General features: G+C 42.3%; 13 protein-coding genes. 9 read left to right on the top strand and 4 right to left on the bottom strand.

What is annotated here, in order from left to right; translation table 11 throughout:
* Positions 1-221: 221 nt before the first annotated feature.
* The 6 genes from F9817_RS19985 (at position 222) to F9817_RS19960 (ending at position 5925) form a co-directional block, all read left to right on the top strand.
* Positions 222-1043: a phosphate ABC transporter substrate-binding protein gene (locus F9817_RS19985; RefSeq protein ID WP_161157938.1), complete on the top strand. Its 822-nt coding sequence runs from the start codon at positions 222-224 to the stop codon at positions 1041-1043.
* Between the two features lie 144 nt (positions 1044-1187).
* Entirely contained in the window at positions 1188-2090 is a 903-nt protein-coding gene (pstC, locus tag F9817_RS19980) for a phosphate ABC transporter permease subunit PstC (RefSeq protein ID WP_161157937.1), read from the top strand.
* 5 nt (positions 2091-2095) lie between these two features.
* Positions 2096-2959 carry a phosphate ABC transporter permease PstA gene (gene pstA, locus F9817_RS19975; protein WP_161157936.1) on the top strand — a complete coding sequence of 288 codons (864 nt, stop codon included), beginning with the start codon at positions 2096-2098 and terminating at the stop codon, positions 2957-2959.
* A gap of 35 nt (positions 2960-2994) precedes the next feature.
* Positions 2995-3744 carry a phosphate ABC transporter ATP-binding protein PstB gene (gene pstB, locus F9817_RS19970; protein ID WP_161157935.1) on the top strand — a complete coding sequence of 250 codons (750 nt, stop codon included), beginning with the start codon at positions 2995-2997 and terminating at the stop codon, positions 3742-3744.
* Between the two features lie 323 nt (positions 3745-4067).
* On the top strand, positions 4068-5345 hold the full coding sequence (gene sbmA, locus F9817_RS19965) for a peptide antibiotic transporter SbmA (protein ID WP_161157934.1): 1278 nt from the start codon (positions 4068-4070) through the stop codon (positions 5343-5345).
* Positions 5346-5427: 82 nt separating this feature from the next.
* Positions 5428-5925, top strand: coding sequence for a GNAT family N-acetyltransferase (locus F9817_RS19960; protein ID WP_161157933.1), 498 nt, complete (start codon positions 5428-5430; stop codon positions 5923-5925).
* Positions 5926-6267: 342 nt separating this feature from the next.
* Here the strand turns inward: F9817_RS19960 and F9817_RS19955 are convergent, their stop codons facing one another.
* Together F9817_RS19955 and F9817_RS19950 are read right to left on the bottom strand one after the other, a co-directional pair.
* Positions 6268-7647, bottom strand: coding sequence for a YjiH family protein (locus tag F9817_RS19955; protein ID WP_161157932.1), 1380 nt, complete (start codon positions 7645-7647; stop codon positions 6268-6270).
* 408 nt (positions 7648-8055) lie between these two features.
* On the bottom strand, positions 8056-9738 hold the full coding sequence (locus tag F9817_RS19950) for a SulP family inorganic anion transporter (protein WP_161157931.1): 1683 nt from the start codon (positions 9736-9738) through the stop codon (positions 8056-8058).
* Positions 9739-10061: 323 nt separating this feature from the next.
* On the opposite strand from F9817_RS19950, the gene F9817_RS19945 reads away from it, so the two are divergent.
* Both F9817_RS19945 and F9817_RS19940 read left to right on the top strand, forming a co-directional pair.
* Entirely contained in the window at positions 10062-10361 is a 300-nt protein-coding gene (locus tag F9817_RS19945; protein WP_161157930.1) for an isoamylase early set domain-containing protein, read from the top strand.
* Between the two features lie 223 nt (positions 10362-10584).
* Positions 10585-11898, top strand: a complete 1314-nt coding sequence (locus tag F9817_RS19940) for a peptidoglycan DD-metalloendopeptidase family protein (RefSeq protein WP_161157929.1) — start codon at positions 10585-10587, stop codon at positions 11896-11898.
* A 61-nt stretch (positions 11899-11959) separates the two neighbouring features.
* On the opposite strand, the gene F9817_RS19935 is transcribed toward F9817_RS19940, so the two are convergent.
* Both F9817_RS19935 and F9817_RS19930 read right to left on the bottom strand, forming a co-directional pair.
* Positions 11960-13792, bottom strand: coding sequence for a putative bifunctional diguanylate cyclase/phosphodiesterase (locus tag F9817_RS19935; RefSeq protein WP_237476299.1), 1833 nt, complete (start codon positions 13790-13792; stop codon positions 11960-11962).
* A gap of 240 nt (positions 13793-14032) precedes the next feature.
* Entirely contained in the window at positions 14033-14911 is an 879-nt protein-coding gene (locus tag F9817_RS19930) for a LysR family transcriptional regulator (protein ID WP_161157928.1), read from the bottom strand.
* A 240-nt stretch (positions 14912-15151) separates the two neighbouring features.
* On the opposite strand from F9817_RS19930, the gene F9817_RS19925 reads away from it, so the two are divergent.
* Positions 15152-16360, top strand: coding sequence for a multidrug effflux MFS transporter (locus F9817_RS19925; protein WP_161157927.1), 1209 nt, complete (start codon positions 15152-15154; stop codon positions 16358-16360).
* Positions 16361-16427: the final 67 nt, after the last annotated feature.

The raw sequence follows: 16427 nt of genomic DNA, 5'->3' as shown, positions 1-16427 counted from the left end.
AATTTAAAGTCATTTTTTTCCTGCGCATCGTGAATCATTCTCCTAAACTTTTACTAGTCATTACGAAAATTTCATAGAACTACGAGCGTTATGAGCATGACGTGGTAAGTTTTCTTTCTGTCACATAGTGTTCAAGTAACTGAAACATAACTGTCACAATTCATCCATAAATTTGACCTCGTTGACCTATACTCGGAATAACCCCCTAAAGGAAACATGTGATGAAAAAAACTGTATTTGGTGCCATTGCTTTGTTAGGTGCTTTAGCTTTTAACCCAGCTTCGGCAAATGAAACTATCTCTGTAGTGGGCTCAAGCAGTGTGACTCCGTTAATGGAGTACTTCGCTGAAACCTATATGAAAACTAACCCCAGTGTGTTTATTGAAGTCCAAGGGCCTGGTTCGTCTGCTGGTATTAAAGCGGCAAAGAATGAAAGTGCGGATATCGGCATGTCTTCTCGCAGTTTAAAAGCTTCTGAGGAGGAACCTACCTTGGTAGAAGAGACCATCGCTCGCGATGGTATTGCTGTCGTCGTTCATCCCAGTAATAAAGTGAATGGGCTGACTAAAGAGCAGGTGACAGAGATTTATAAAGGCAAAATTACTAACTGGAAGCAAGTGGGCGGAGAAAGTAAACCGATCGTGGTGATTACTCGTGATACGGCTTCTGGGACTCGAGGTGCATTCGAAGACATTATGTCTTTAAAGCGTAAAGTGAATGGTATGACCGTTTCAGCTATTTCTCAACGAGCACAGGTTGCTAATGGGAATGGTGGGTTGAAAACCATGGTGGCATCGAACCCTTATGCTGTCGGCTATATTTCATTAGGTACGGTGGATAATACCGTGCACCCACTGGATGTTAATGGTGTATCCGCTACTGTTGAGAATGTGAAAAATGGCAGTTATCAGGTCGCCCGTCCATTCTTAGTCCTTTATAAAAAGGACAAACCAACACCAGAAACTAAGAAGTTTCTCGATTGGATGCTTAGCCATCAAGCCCAAGCTATCGTCAAAGACCATGGATACATTGATATCCACTAAGTGCTTTATTTAAATTTTGCTCGGCCTCATTTGGGCCGAGCCTTTTATTCTCATTGAATGATCACTTAACGTTCTCCAGTGTGATTAGGTTAAGGCCACTAGGCATTTCAATGAGACTGACCATCGTAAATATAGTGAACGCTTATGAGTATTGATAAAGCTCAATCAGCTCAACCTGGTTTAAAAGCCAAAAAGCGCATTGATTGGAAAGAGCGTCTGTTTCATGGATTGTTTCTTACCAGTGCGGTTATTGGGATCGTGTCTTTAGCGATCATCGCTTACTTCATTGTGCGTGAAAGCTTACCGGCATTTCAGGCCGTAGGTGTCTCTGGCATTGTTCTTGGTCAAGAGTGGTTACCTCCTGCTTTGTATGGTGTGGCTACTATGATTGTCGCATCGGTGGCATCAACGCTGGGGGCGGTTATTGTTGGAGTGCCGATAGGGGTGCTAACCGCTGTTTTTATTGCCGAAATTGCGCCTAAGCGTTTGGCTGATTTGATTCGCCCTGCGGTTGAGTTGCTGGCGGGGATTCCGTCGGTGGTTTATGGCTTCTTTGGTTTGGTCATTATTGTTCCACTGATTCAACAAGTATTCGATGTACCAGCAGGTAATACCATCTTGGCTGGGATTATCGTGCTTGGAGTCATGATCTTACCGACGGTAATTACAGTGTCTGAAACCTCTATTCGTGCTGTTCCTGCCTCATATCGGGAAGGTTCATATGCACTCGGTGCCTCAAAAATTTACACTATCTTCAAGTTATTGGTTCCCGCCGCTCGCTCTGGGATTATGACCGCCGTCATTTTGGGTATCGGGCGAGCTTTAGGTGAAACGATGGCGATTATAATGGTGATGGGCAACGCGCCAGCCATGCCGCAAGGTATTCTGGATTCTGCGCGTACTCTTACTGCGAATATTGCCATTGAAATGTCATATGCCAGTGGTGTTCATGCTAATGCCCTCTACGCGACAGGGGTGGTGCTATTGGTCTTTATTATGATGCTGAACGGCGCGCTACTGTATTTAAATCGTGAGAAGGCGAGGTAGAAACTATGGATCGTGTAAAACTGAAACGTGCTCGCCAAAACAAAGATGCCCTGCTTAATGGCTTAATTTGGTTGTCAGCGGCATTAACTGTCGGGTTTTTGTTCTGGATTATCTGGTACATATTATCTAATGGCATGCGATTTGTGGATTGGCACTTCATTACGGATAATTACACCAGAACGGGTGACGAGCATGGTATTTTTCCCATGATCGTTTCTACGATTTACATGGTGATCGCCTCGATTGCTGTCGCGGCACCACTGGGGATCATGACGGCTATTTATCTAACAGAATATGCAAAAATTGGCAGTCGTTTAGTTAAGGTCATCCGTTTTTGTACCGAATCACTTGCTGGTATTCCATCAATCATTTTTGGTCTATTTGGTATGACATTTTTTGTCGTCATTATGGGGTTTGGCTTTTCAATTTTGTCTGGGGCGTTAACACTGAGTATTCTGATTCTTCCTGTGATCATTCGCACAACCGAAGAAGCATTGATGGCTGTTCCACAAACTTACCGAGAGGGCTCTTATGGGCTCGGTGCATCAAAAATCTATACTATTTGGCGTCTTATTCTACCGAGTGCGATGCCGGGAATTCTGACGTCCGTTATTCTGAGTATCGGCCGTGTTGTCGGTGAATCGGCACCTGTATTTTTAACGGCAGGTATGGTGGCTCGTATTCCTGACTCTTTGATGGACTCTGGTCGAACGTTAACCGTGCATTTGTACAAGCTGACAACTGAATTATTCACCGTGGACGAGTGGAATCAGGCCTATGGTACAGCGACGGTACTGATTGTTGTTGTGTTGATCATTAATATGATTACTAAGTTCATTGCTAGCCGCTTTAATACGGCCAACTACTGATTTCAGCACATAGAACCGAATTTTGAGACTCATTTATGAATAAATTTAATATTGAAAAACTGGATCTATTTTATGGTGATAATCAGGCATTAAAGTCGATTAATCTCCATATTCCCACTCAGCAAGTGACGGCCCTTATTGGCCCGTCAGGTTGTGGTAAATCAACGTTATTGCGTTGTTTAAACCGTATGAATGATCTGATTGAAGGGGTGACGATTAAGGGCACTGTCACACTGGATGGAGAAGACATTTATGGTGATATCGACGTGGCGGGGTTACGAATTAAAGTTGGGATGGTGTTCCAAAAAGCCAATCCATTTCCAATGAGCATTTATGAAAATGTTGCTTATGGTCTGCGCGCACAAGGTATTAAAGATAAGAAATATATTAACCAAGTGGTTGAGCGCTCGCTTAGAGGTGCCGCCTTGTGGGATGAAGTGAAAGACCGCTTAAAGTCTCCGGCGTTTGGATTATCGGGAGGTCAGCAGCAGCGTCTTTGTATTGCGCGTACCATAGCGATGGAGCCTGATGTGATTTTGATGGATGAGCCGACATCGGCGCTCGATCCCATCGCAACCAATAAAATTGAAGACTTAATGGAAGAGTTAAAGAAAAATTACACCATCGTCATTGTGACTCACTCGATGCAGCAAGCACGCCGTATTTCTGATCGCACGGCCTTTTTCTTAATGGGAGAACTCGTCGAGCATGGTGATACTGAACAAATTTTTGGTGCGCCAAAAGATGACCGTACCCGTGGCTACGTGAATGGCGATTTCGGTTAATGGATGCTCGCTTTAGGTGATTGCGCGGTGAGATGAAATAAATAATCAGTGAGAATGATAATTTTTTTCAAATTTTAAGTTATGAATGAATCAAATTCATATAAGATTATAACTATAAAGCGATGGTAAATTTGCCCCTCTCTTAGAGGGGCTTTTTTCTTTGCATTATGGAATTTTGACCTGTTACTCTGGTCAAAATAATCATTGAGTTACGGTCAACTCAAGGTAAATTAAGTGATATAGCCAAATTATTTAATGGGTTTGGGGATATCCCTCTTTTAACTTACTGGAATACAACTGTTCACGGACAAGAGATAAATACTGTGTTTGAATCCTTTTTTCCAAAACCAAAACTGTTCTTTTCTAGCTTTGCTCTTTGGGCGTTAGCGTGTGTTATTGCTTGGTACATGTTTGTACAAGGGCTGGGTCAGCACTTAAGCCTTGGTAGTGTATTTGGTTATGGTTATCCTGCTCCTCTAGGCGACAAGCCCACTGCCGCTATTCAAGCCGCTTATAAAACTAATCTAGAACACGCAGGAATGGCTTGGCTTTACCAGTATATGGCAGTGTGTTATGCGTTGTTTTTATTCGTATGGATGAAGTTTAGCCATCATAAGTGGGCCAAATGGTCTGTACTTGGTTCGGCGCTCATCGTCTTTATTACTTGGTTCCAAGTAGAAGTGAGTGTGTTGCTTAATGAATGGTATGGGGATTTTTATAATCTCATTCAAAAAGCGTTAGCAAAACCAGACAGCATTACGTTATCGCAATTTTATGGTGAGTTAGTCACGGTGGCTGTCATTTTGATGGTCGCAATTACCGTTGCTGTGTGTAATGCCTTTTTTGTTAGTCATTACGTGTTCCGTTGGCGTACGGCTATGACGGAATACTACACGTCTAAATGGCAAAAAGTGCGTCATATTGAAGGGGCGTCACAGCGTATCCAAGAAGATACCATGCGTTTTGCTTCAATTATGGAAAACTTAGGTGTGAGTTTCTTAAACTCCATCATGACCTTAATCGCGTTCTTACCGATTTTATGGAATCTCTCAAGTTACGTTAAAACGTTACCTTTGATTGGTGAAGTGTCGCAAGGGTTAGTCTTTGTAGCCATTATTTGGTCGATCTTCGGGACTTTGCTGCTCGCAGTGGCAGGGGTCAAACTGCCGGGATTAGAATTTAAAAACCAGCGTGTAGAAGCAGCTTATCGTAAAGAGCTGGTTTTTGGTGAAGATGATGAAAATCGCGCCGAACCTGTTAAGTTAGGTGAGCTATTTAGTAATGTTCGCCACAATTATTTTAAACTGTATCTTCATTACGTTTACTTTAATGTGGTTCGTTATGGCTACCTACAAATCGGCCAGTTTATTCCTTTGATTGCATTGGCACCTTCGATTGTTGCTGGCGCATTCTCTTTGGGGATCATGCAGCGTATCCTCAATGCGTTCCATCAAGTTGAAAACTCTTTCCAATACTTAGTGAATTCTTGGACGACGATTGTTGAGTTGTTATCCATTCATAAACGTTTGAAAGCGTTTGAAGCGACTATCAAGCATCAAGAGCTTGATGATTTGGAGTTAGAGCAGGCGTCGCAAAACTAAATCGCAAATCGAATACAAGGTCATCCCTCGGGCTGGCCTTTTATTTTTGGGTGCCATAGTGGCAAAAAATAGGGATGATTAAGTGAATCAACGCAGCATGAACATTCAGGTTGAAAAAGCTCAGCAAGGCGATCTGTCGGCGTTATGTTTGCTCAATAAGCAAATTTGTCAGCAGCATGCTCAACATGCACCAAATGTATTTGTGATACCTAGTTCGGAGCAGATAACCCAATATATGCAAAATATATTGGATCATAGTGATAGTGAAATCTGGATAGCAAAACTAGGTAACCAAGCAGCAGGTTATGTGATTGCACGCCTCACTCGTAACGAAAGTGTGCCATTTCTAACTACACATTTGGTTGCTCGCATCGATACCATAGTCGTAGATGATGAATTTCAACATTGTGGTATTGGACAGGCGTTATTTGCAGCGTGCCAACAATGGTGTGAACAACAGGGAGCCAGTGAAATCAGATTAGAAGTGATGGCGTTTAATCAAACCGCGCAACGGTTTTATCAGCAACTCGGGTTTTCTAGCCAATCGCATATTTTATCGATGTCGTTGTCATCGAATTAGTAGATGGTCACAAGCATTAAAAAACCGCCAAATCATATAGATTTGGCGGTTTTTGTTTTTATCTGACTATACCCAAATGACCTCAANATGCAGGNTTCAGAGCTTNATCAACGAGCCTAGGTCAAGCTCAATCTCGGTAGGAATGGTCATTCCCTTTCAACGTGATTGAGCGCAGAAATAGGTTTGTTGATGAGCTCCCAAAGGGCGAGTTTTATTCGCTCCTAGGCTGTGTTACTGATTTTCAACGTAGAATGACTATGTCTTCAAATCAGTGCCTTGCCTAAAAGCGAATACATTCTCGCTGAAACAGCATCTTGAGGTTACTTGGGTATATATGTCCAGTTAGAACAAGAAGTGCGCCATTAACACAATCACTGGCAGTGTAATCAATGTGCGTACAATAAAGATAAAGAACAGCTCGAAGATGTTGACTGGGATCTTACTTCCGAGCATCAGAGCGCCAACTTCCGACATATAAATGAGCTGAGTGACGGACATTGCAGCCACAATAAAGCGCGTCATTTCACTATGGATTGATGTGGCTAAGATAGCCGGAATAAACATATCGGCAAAGCCAACCACAATCGTACGCGAGGCTTCGACCGCTTCTGGCACGCCCAGTAGTTTAAGATATGGGATAAATGGCTGGCCAAGAATAGAGAACACAGAGGTGTGCTCTGCAATCATCAATGCAGCTGTTCCTAGCCCCATCACCACGGGCAAAACGCCAAATACCATATCAATTGCGTTCTGGATACCTTCTGCAAATATTTTGCTTGGCGAATTGGCTTTCGATGCCTTATTTAACGCCAGTTTTAGACCCCAAGAAAACGCGGTTTCACCGACAGGTATGGCATCTGCATCTGGATGTGGTTGAGTGCCATCAATGTAGGTATCTTTTTTCCAACGTAAAGGAGGTAAACGTGGAATGATAACCGCAGCCACAACCCCAGCAAGGCAAATGGAACCATAGAAAGGCAAGAACATCTGTTCCAAGCCAACTTGAGCAATCACCACTAGGCTGAATGTGATAGAAACAGCAGAGAAGGTGGTGGCAACAACCGCTGCTTCACGTTGGGTGTAAAACTTCTCTTCATACTGTTTACTGGTCAGCAAAATGCCCACACTGCCATCGCCTAACCACGATGCCATACAGTCAATAGCACTGCGGCCTGGTAGGTTGAATACTGGACGCATGATTTTGCTTAGTAAGCTGCCAAAAAGTTCAAGAAGACCAAAATTAAGCAGTAATGGAAGTAAAAGACCGGCAAAAATGAACACGGAAAAGAGAGTCGGTAGTAGGTCGGAAAGAACCAGCCCACCGGTGTTTTCTTCCCATACCATTTCCGGCCCCACATGGTAAAACGTCATAATGACAGCAGCGCCGCCAAATAAGCGCACTACTAGCCAAATCCACGATGGGTTAAATAGGCCGTTAAGGAAAGGTCGATTAACAATACTTTGAGGTTGGACAAGTTTAACTAAAAGTGAAGCCCCGGCCATAAAACTCACGATGATCGTAATCATTGGTACGAGTAAATCACCTAACAGGGATTTTAGAGATTGGGCTAACATTGCGACCGGAATGGTATAAGAGCCTTGGTCTTGGATAGGAGCCATAAATAGCAAGATCCCAATAATAGAGGGGATCAAAAAGCGCCAAATGGTAGCAGGACTATGTTTAGTCTCTGGGGTATCTAAAGCTTGGGCGTTGTTCTGCATCGTTTATCTCATGTGACTATTGTTTTATTTCCTCCCTGGAATATTCATTCACTTAATGTCCGTATTTAATCGGGCGGCAAGGATATCCAACTTTGTTTTATGATGCAATACTATTCACCATTCAACTTTAACTATTCAAATTAATACTCTGAGTTAAACTTTATTCATAGTGCCTAGCGTTATTTCATACTGAAAGAGATTGGCGTATTTATGCAATCGATTACTTCTAGTTGTGACGGGAAAGGGTGCCTGAAGTGGCGGTTTTTATGTGGTGTAAATAACGCTACTTAATCCGTAAGTAGCGTTGTTGATACAGTGACTCGCCCTCCGGGAGCTCATCAACAAACCTATTTCTGCGCTCAATCACGTTGAAAAGGAATGACCATTCCTGCCGTGATTGAGCTTGACCTAGGCTCGTTGATNAAGCTCTGAACCCTGCATTTTGAGGTCATTTGGGTATAACAGTTGAGAAAACGCCTGAGACACATCTTGAAAATAATGGTGTTCACCAATCAGGTGTATGATGCCAGCGCGATGCAGTTTGTGGTTCACTCTTTCGTTGGCACCAGAAATACATATAGAAATGCCTTGTTGATGCATTGTTAGAATCATTTTTTCTAGTGCCTGTAGGCCTGTGATATCCATAAATGGTACCCATTTCAAACGAATTAAAATGGTTTGGGGGGCTGATTGCAATTCAGTAATACTGCGTTCTAATAGATCTGAAGTACCAAAGAAGAAAGGACCATCTACGGCAAATACAAACAGCTCTTTTGGCATGAAAGTCAGACCGTATTTCTGTAACTCACTGGCCAACTCACTAGATTGATCTTGTTTCATTTCGACGCTGGTGGCCATACGGCGCACAAAGTGCAAAATGGCGATAATAACGCCAATGTTTACAGCGACGACCAAATCTGAAAACACAGTCAGTAAGAATGTGGTGATGAGAATGACCACATCTGCTATGGGCGCTGTGCGAAACAACTTATAGAAGTGGCGTACTTCGCTCATGTTCCAAGCCACAACAAATAAAATCGCGCTCAAAGCGGCTAGAGGTATGTTCACGGCAAGAGGCGCGAGAACCAATAAAATCACAATTAAGGTGATGGCGTGAACAACGCCAGAAATAGGGCTGTTACCACCATTACGAATATTAGTCGCTGTGCGAGCAATCGCTCCGGTGGCTGCAATACCACCGAATAGAGGCGTGATCATATTGGCAATGCCCTGACCAATCAGCTCTTGGTTTGAATCGTGTTTTGTGCCTGCCATTCCATCTGCTACTACCGCAGATAATAATGATTCGATAGCGCCAAGCATGGCAATCGCAAACGCAGGGCCAATCAGTGGCACGAGTTCAGGTAGGGATATGTTAGGGACGTCAAACTCTGGTAGACCTTGAGGAATGCCACCAAATGCCGTTCCTATGGTGCGAATGTCAGGTGAGGCGACGACATATTGAATGAACGTGGCGACGACCAACGCCAGTAGTGGCCCCGGTACTTTTTTAAGCCCAGGTATTTTAGGGCCGACAATCACCAAGACCAAACATAAGCAAGCGAGTGCGGTGGTAGCCATATTGAGGTTGGAAAAATGCTGTACGAGAAAGAGCAACTTTTGATGAAAATGTTCGCCTTCAACGGCGGGAAGACCGAAGAAATCACGCCATTGACCCACCCAAATAATGACACCAATACCACTGGTAAAACCTATGATGACAGGGGCTGGAATAAAACGAATAATGCCGCCTAATTTGGTGAAGCCAAGTACGAGTAATATTGCACCAGCCATCATAGTCGCAATTTGTAAGCCTGTTATGCCGTATTGGTTGACGATGCCCGCGAGAATCACGATGAAAGCGCCTGTCGGTCCTGCAATCTGTATGCGAGAACCACCAATCAGCGATACAATAATCCCCGCAAAGATAGACGTATAAATGCCTTGTTCAGGTTTTACCCCGGAGGCAATTGCAAATGCCATTGCTAAAGGAAGGGCCACAACACCGACGATGACACCGGAACTTAAGTTGGCTAACCAATTTGTTCTTTTTAAGAGCCCAGCTCGGTATGATTCATAAACGGCAAGCATGATTTGTTACCTTATTCATAAACAGAGAGGGCGGCGATTCTACGCTTATGCTTAGGTGTGTAAATAGGCGGAATAAGGATAATTAGGATCAGTTGACATTAATCAAAAGTTGTTACTTGAGTATAAATAACCCAATGCAGAGCATCATATTATTCGTGGATGAATGAGAGGAAATCCGCTCTTTTGGAGCGAGAGAGCTTAAATGGGATAGGTGTGCATTTCTGATCTATATTGGTATATGTGAAATACAATATTGTTCATATAAATTAAATTGCTTAAAATTTGTCCTGTAGGATGTTTTCTATACATAAATGGAGTTTGCTATGATTAACAAGCGTTATTTTAAAACTAAAGATGAAGTAGAAGTTACCTTCGAAATTGAAGCACCAGAATCGTCATCTCATGCCGCTATTGTGGCTGATTTTCTTGATTGGCATCCAGAGCCCATGAAGAAAAATACACGTTCTCATACATTTAAATTTAAGACTCGATTACCTAAAGATTCTGAATTCCAATTTCGGTATTTACTTGATGAACATGAATGGGTAAATGATCCGAAAGCTGATCAATATATTCCAAATGGCTACGGTGAGGAAAACTGTTTAGTTTCCACTTATGAATAGCTTTAGTTGGGCGGATATAAAATAACCGCTATTAGACTTTTCTATAAGTTAAGTAGGGGTTATTTGTTTGCGTGATGTAAGTGGGCGCTTTCATTGTATGCCATATGTACAAATGAGCCTATGTTGTGACTTTTTTGAACATTCTTTGACGGCATCTAGGTGACATTTTTCTCAGAAACCCGTAATCTTGTGCGAGTTTTTATTTGTGAACACGGGTTGGATTGTGGATTTAAGTAACCTGCGACTAAAATTTTCTGAATTGTCGAAGCGACAAAAAGCATCAGTCATCGGGTTTCCTGTATTAGGACTCGCCATTCTTTCCTCCGCCCTGCATGGAAATGGAAGAGAACAAACGGTTCAAATTACCCTTCCTGAGAGCCAAGTTGTTGAAACGATTTTAACCGAACAACAAGATAAACAACATAATATTCCTGATTATGAATACCAGATAAAATCTGGTGATACGTTGAGTTCTATCTTTACGCATCTCGGTTTTACTTATCAAGAGTTGCTAAAAATTATGGAAGCCGATCAAGATGCGCTTGCTCTTGATACGCTTCAACCTGGTAATACACTTCAATTCTGGACGACAGACCAAAATCATGCTGTGAAAAAGATGGAGTTAGTCTTCAACATTGCACATAAAGTTGAATATTCTCTGCAAGATGATGGTTCTTATGCTTATAAAGAAACCACGATTCCAGGGGTGTGGAAAAATCGTCCTTTAATTGGAGAGATTAACGGCAGCTTCTCCCAATCTGCTTATTCACTTGGATTGAACAGCACTGAAATTGATCAAATCGTTACTTTGTTAAAAGATAAGATTCATTTTGGCCGTGATTTACGAGCAGGTGATAAGTTTGAGATTGTTCAATCTCGCCAATATGTTAATGGTGAACTTTCAGGTAACCGAGAAATCGAAGCGATTAAGATATTTAACCGTCATAATGTGATTGCTGCGTATTTGAATAAAGATGGTCAATTTTATGACCGTCACGGGGAAAGTTTACAGAAAGCCTTTTTACGTTACCCAACTAAAAAGCGTTACCGTATTTCATCACCTTTTAATTTACACCGTGTGCATCCTGTAACAGGGAAGATCATGCCACACTTTGGTACTGACTTCGCTTGTCCAGTTGGTACACCAGTGCTCGCGACTGGAGATGGTGTTGTTACCATGATTCGTAAACACCCTTACGCTGGTTACTATATCTCTATCCGTCATGATAGTACCTATCTGACCCGTTATTTGCACTTGAGTAAGTTCTTAGTTCATCGTGGTGAACATGTTAAACGCGGGCAGGTAATTGCATTATCAGGTTCGACAGGTCGTGTAACCGGGCCGCATTTACATTACGAATTACGCATAAAAGGTCGCCCTGTGAATGCCATGACGGCGAAAATTCCAATGGCCCATTCGGTACCTAAACGTGATATGCCACAGTTTATTAAGCGTCGAGATGAGTTAGATACACTGTTAAAAAATAAAGAAAATGAGTTAGCTTCGACGACCGAAGCAAAACATAGCAGTAGTTAAGCAAACAAAACCCACCAAGCATTGGTGGGTTTTTTTATGGTGTGAACCTTTACTTTCGAGGTTAGTTTAACGTGATATTATCATTTGCAATTTTATTCACTGATAGAAGCTGGCTCGGTGGTAGAGGTTTAGAAAAGTAGTACCCTTGAATATTCTCGCATCCCATAGAATACAATTTTTCCAATTCATGAATTGTTTCAACACCTTCGGCAACTAAATCAACATTGAGTAGTTTTGCTAAGTGAATGATAAGTGACACCACTTTTTCAGATGTTTGATTGGTGAGTAAGTTACGTACAAATGTGGCATCGATTTTAATGCAATCAATAGGGTAGCTATGGATGTAATTTAAACTTGAATAGCCAGTGCCAAAATCGTCTAAAGCAATTCGAAAACCAAGACGGCGTAACTTATCGAGCAGGGAAACAATATCGGTATTTGGCGATAGTAATACCGATTCAGTTAACTCAATGGTGAACTCATCAGGGTAGTAATGATATTTGGCCAATGTTTCTGTTAAAAATTGAATGTATTCTTGCGGGTCGTCCAATTGTTCTGGTGAGCAGTTAATACCCAGTTTTACGTTATAACCCAAGCTACGTTCGAGTTCTTGTTTCGCTTTGCAAGCAAGCTCTATGATACGTTTACCCAACAGGACCATAAGTCCTGAATTTTCCGCTGCTGCAATGAACTCAACCGGGCTGACATGTCCCATTTCATGGCTATTCCAACGGGCTAGAACTTCAAAATAATTCCACTCCAACTGACCTTTTTTAACAATAGGTTGCATGTACACGGAGAGTTCTTGTTTGACGTTCTGTGGTTTGTTGAGCTCAATTCTCAGTAAGTCAGTGATACGAGCTCGTCTCATATAAGCTTGGCTCAGTTGTGTATCAAAGCATCTGATTTTTTCGTTGCGACTGAGCTTACAATCATTGAGTGCAATACTCGCATTGGCGATCAATTGTTCTGCTGAGAAAATATCTTTATTGAAGGTCGTAAAGCCAACTTTGGCATTGAGAGTAATAGAGTGGGGTGCCACTGTATAGCCCACTTCAATCTCGTTAAGGATTTCATCACAGATGATCATAGGTTCAGTCGATTCGGTGATAATAGCGAATTCATCTGATGCGAGCCTGAAGCGATAGTGTTCATCCGGAACATATTGTTGGATGATTTGGGCAATGTGTTTTAATACGTTATCACCCACGTAGCTTCCATATACGTCGTTTATTTCTTGGAAATGGTCAATATCGATCACGATTAATGTAAAAGGTTCGCGATACCCTTCGATCATGCGTTCTAACATATCGGTCAGGTAGTTACGATTCATTAATCCGGTTAAGTGGTCATGTGACACTTCGTAGCTCAATCGATTGACTAAAGATTCTGAACGTTCGCTGAGAATTTGATAGCACAAAGTTCCATTAATTAACGATGTGACGATGGAATGAAAGTGGCACACTTGTTCGGAGATAGCCTCTTTCGTTTGGAATCCCGAAACTAAAAAACCTAGGATATCATCAGCATGTGTTGCAATGGGTACCACAAGTAGAAAGTCGACAGAATGGTCTTCATCTAGGTGCGGATCGGAATGCTCTAAAATATGATATGGGGTTCTTGGGCTATTGACGAGTGCTGAACGCCATTCTGAACTGATAGAATAAGTGTGTTCACGATGTTGACGTGTATCAGAACCTTTCGATTGAGCTCGAAATAACGTATGTGCAATGGTAGTGGTGCTGTCTAACTCTAGCAACTCTGTAAATGCGGAGTGACTTGCTTGATGGACGACTTGAGTTGCGTGTTCAATCAAAGCATGACCACGAAAGCGTGTTAAAAAGCTTATTGTCGACAAATCCATTGTCGAAGGTGTTATTTGGGCTTCTGTCATAACCTTATTATCAATATTTATCTCTATAACAGCATGCTTCACAAAACATCGCCGCACTATGCATATATGATGTATTAACTATGGTTAATATATTGTTTTATTGCCAGTAGATGACCGTCTCAGTAAGAGATGTAATGGTGTAAAACAAAAAGTTTTCAGGAGGATATAAGAGGTCGGCAAATGTTCATAATTGAGCTAAGTGTGATTTGCGTCACACTTTGTTTGGGCGTAGATTTAACGTTAGCGGCGAGCCAATTGTTCACGTAGATAATCTAAGAACAGCTGTGTGCGGGTGTGCTGGTAATCAAGCTTAGGATAATAGGCAAATACTGTGGCTTGATCGAGCACCACATCAGGCAAGATTCGAACGAGATTACCCTTGAATATTTCCTCCTTGAGCATCACGTCATTCGTTACGATAATCCCTAAGCCACTTTTCCCTGCATGATATAGCGCTTCTGGGTTGGTCGTGGCAAAGTTGCCTGATAAAGTGACCCGTTTCCCATGCATATCTTTTACTTCTCGGTGAGGTTGTTCTCCCCAGCAGAGCACATTATGTTTGGTTAATTCTTGCAGTGTGGTTGGCGTACCATGTTCAGCTAAATAGAGAGGGGAAGCATAAAACCCAGCACTGTGAATGAAGAGTGGCGAAGCTTTAAAACTTAACGAATTGAGTTGTTCAATTTCACGGCTGATAAATAGATCAAGGTGTAGCTCAGGTAACTGGCCTGGTGTTGTCGTGATCAGTTGAATTCGAATATCTGGATAGCGCTTTAAAAAGCCGTCGAGGTATTGCATTAAAAACTTAGATCCAACCGCTAGTGTTGCGCCTATTTTAAGTAAGCCAGCAGGATTTAAGTTAACGGAACGAGTCTCATCCACTACTGATTGCCAACTTTCTAACTGGGCCTTCGCGCGCTCGTAAAAAAGGACTCCCGCCTCTGTTTGAGTCACTGACCGTGTTGTTCGCTTTAGCAGTTGCACTCCGATTCGGTCTTCAAGCCAATGGATTCGTTTACTAACCGCTGAACTGGTTGTGTCTAGTTTACGTGCTGCTCCGTTGAAGCTGCCTTCTTCCACTACTCGAATGTAAGTACTTGCACTTTGTAACCAGTCCATGGCAACTCCCAGTTATTCCTTAAAGGAACTAATCAATTTCCTAAAACGGAGATTATCAAATTCAAGGCGTCAATATACTATAGCCAGCCTGAAAGACCTACCCTGTTTGGCCATTAACCTGCGTAAAATGGGGAGGTTCGTTGTTTGATTAACTTGCCACCCGCCATCCTTCATATACGTTGTTTGTTATAGAGTTAGGAATGATATCTGTGGTGAATACAAAAGAGTATTTCATTCTGCATGACACGCGAAAACTTTGAACGTTTTAGAAAAAAAACCTTGCTATTGGCCATGATGATCATTGCGACAGGGCAAGTGGGTGTAAGTATCTATCTACCTTCTCTTCCTCTAATTAGTGCTGATTTATCAGTAAGCCAAGCTCAAGTGCAGATGGTAGTGACACTCTTTTTACTCGGTTTTGGTGGGTCACAGCTGTTTTACGGACCATTATCGGATTCGATTGGGCGTCGTCCCGTTTTTCTACTTGGTCAAGGCGTGTATCTCGTAGGGACTTTGATGTGCGTATTTTTTGCCGATCAGTTAAGTTCTCTAGAACTAGGGCGATTGTTGCAAGGTTTAGGTGCTGGTAGTGCTTCTGTGTTAGGTCGTAGTGTGCTGCGTGATAGTTACGATGGATCGCATTTAACCAAAGCACTTTCTTATATGTCGATTACGGCATCGATAACCCCAATTATTTCGCCAGTGCTTGGGGGGTGGTTAGCGTATCAACTGACATGGCACTCGGTCTTTATCTTTGTACTCTTGTATGTAGGGTTCATTGGTACCCTAGGTTTTTTTATTCTACCGGAAACATTGCCTTATACTAAGCAACGCTTTCGACCTCAAACCGTGATTCAAGGGTATTGGTCGTTAGTGCGCAATAAACAGGTCATCAGTAGTGCCAGTTATAACTGGATCAGTTATACCTCGGCGATGGTGACACTTTCTGTATTGCCGTTTCTGATGCAAGTTCAATTAGGTATGACCGCAGCAGACTACGGCTCTTTGATGTTTATTCCTTCTATGGGATTGTTGGCGGGAAGTTTAACCGTCAACATACTGACCCGTTTTTATCCAACATTTCGTATTTTGCGCATTTCAATTGCGATGATTTTTTTAGCGGGTATTACCTTGATTGCCGGCCATTTCTCTGTATTTCAATTGGTCTGTTCATTTACGATTTTATCTGTTGCTCAAGGCATGTCCTTTCCTTTAGCAACGACGCTACTGCTCTCTCCTCATAAAAAACAGGCTGGTGCGGTCGCCGCATTGTCTGGGTCAATCCAGATGGGATGCGCAGCATTATTAGGTGGTTATTTAGTTGAACACTGGATTCACCAGCAAATCGCATTAGGGTATTTTTATTTAGTTGTCGGCGTATTGATGAGCAGTATTCTATTTTATCAATCCACTCACCAGTCTGTTGTTGTGCCTGCCAAAGCCTCTTAACCTAAAATCAACCTATATGTTCGCGGTGTATTCAGGCTATAATCAGCGCGATTTAATAGAGGATTTT

Origin of the sequence: Vibrio eleionomae, assembly GCF_009874545.1 — a bacterium.
GTDB lineage: Bacteria > Pseudomonadota > Gammaproteobacteria > Enterobacterales > Vibrionaceae > Vibrio > Vibrio nitrifigilis.
This window is presented reverse-complemented; position numbering and strand designations above follow the sequence as displayed.